The 1,377-nt window shown below is 40.0% G+C and carries 1 protein-coding gene; it reads left to right on the top strand.

The annotated features are described in order from the left end of the window. Window positions 1-96: 96 nt before the first annotated feature. Entirely contained in the window at window positions 97-1,110 is a 1,014-nt protein-coding gene (locus QL229_RS20500; RefSeq protein WP_281547365.1) for an IS110 family transposase, read from the top strand. Window positions 1,111-1,377 lie beyond the last annotated feature (267 nt).

Below are 1,377 nucleotides of genomic sequence, written 5' to 3'. Positions count from 1 at the left end.
ATTAATGGAATGGACTCTCTCCACTCCCCAACGGCGTCATAATGCGCCATAGTAGTTTGGGGTAAGTTTTAGCTTAAACAAAGTAGAGAGAGACACATGAATAAAATAACAATTGGATTAGATATCGCCAAGAACATTTTTCATTTAGTTTGGTTATCAAACTCGGGAAAAGTGCTCAAAAAGAAAAAGCTCAAACGCACTAACATGGAAGAGTATTTTTGTAATTTAGAGCCAGCAATTGTCGTCATGGAAGCGTGTGGCACATCAAACTACTGGGCACAAAGTATTCAAAACTATGGTCATGAAGTGAAAGTTATCGCTCCACAATATGTAGTTCCTTACCGAAAAGGAAATAAAAATGATTTCAATGATGCAGAAGCCATAGCTGAAGCTTCACAACGAGTGAATATGCGTTTTGTACCAATAAAAAGTGTAGAGCAACAAGACATTCAACTGTTGCACCGTATAAGAGAGCGGCGAATAAAATGTAGAACGGCCTTAGTGAATCAAACCAGAGGCCTCTTAGCCGAATATGGTATTAGCCTCTCGCAAGGCGTTAATCAAGTGAGAAAATCTATCCCCGATATTTTAGAAGATGCGAGTAATATGTTAACGCCATTGTCTCGTCGATATATAGCCAGTTTGTATGATGAGTTAATTGAGGTAGATAAATTAATCACGAATTTGGATAGCGAGATAAAAGCTTTAAGCCATCAGATAGAACAGTGCCAGAAATTAGAAACGATGACAGGAATAGGCCCCATCATCGCAACAGCTTTGTATAGTGCAATAGGTGATGGTAAAACCTTTAAAAGTGGGCGTCATATGGCAGCCTGGCTGGGACTCGTTGCCAAACAGCATACAACTGGCGATAACCCCAAGTTAAAGGGAATAAGTAAACGAGGAAATACTTATTTGCGAACCCAACTGATTAATGGTGCCAGAGCTGCGTTAGTCAAATCGGCGAGTAAAGCTGACAAGGTAAGCTTATGGGCAAATAACCTGCGGGAGCGGCTGCCATTTAATAAAGCAGTGGTTGCATTAGCGAATAAAATGGCGCGAATGGCGTGGGCAATGACCGTAAAAAAAGAGACGTACAAATTTGTATAAAAAACACTAACCACAATTAAAAGACAAAAGTTCCATAGCAAAAATTGCAAAGATTGAGATTGACGGAAAACGGTTCATAGCCGTCCTATTTAAACCTGATAATACCAAAGGCTGTTAGAAGCCGTCGAGATTGATAAGGTGATAGGGGCGGATATCCATCAGGGCTAGAGCGGATAAATCCGCTCATAAAAAAGCCGAATATATGGCAGCAATGAACTTTGAAATTCTATCAATTACTGTCTTGCAATCGGAGATAGTCCATATATG

It is taken from the genome of Pseudoalteromonas sp. PAR1, assembly GCF_947311895.1.
GTDB classification, from domain to species: Bacteria; Pseudomonadota; Gammaproteobacteria; order Enterobacterales; family Alteromonadaceae; genus Pseudoalteromonas; species Pseudoalteromonas lipolytica_C.
This window is presented reverse-complemented; position numbering and strand designations above follow the sequence as displayed.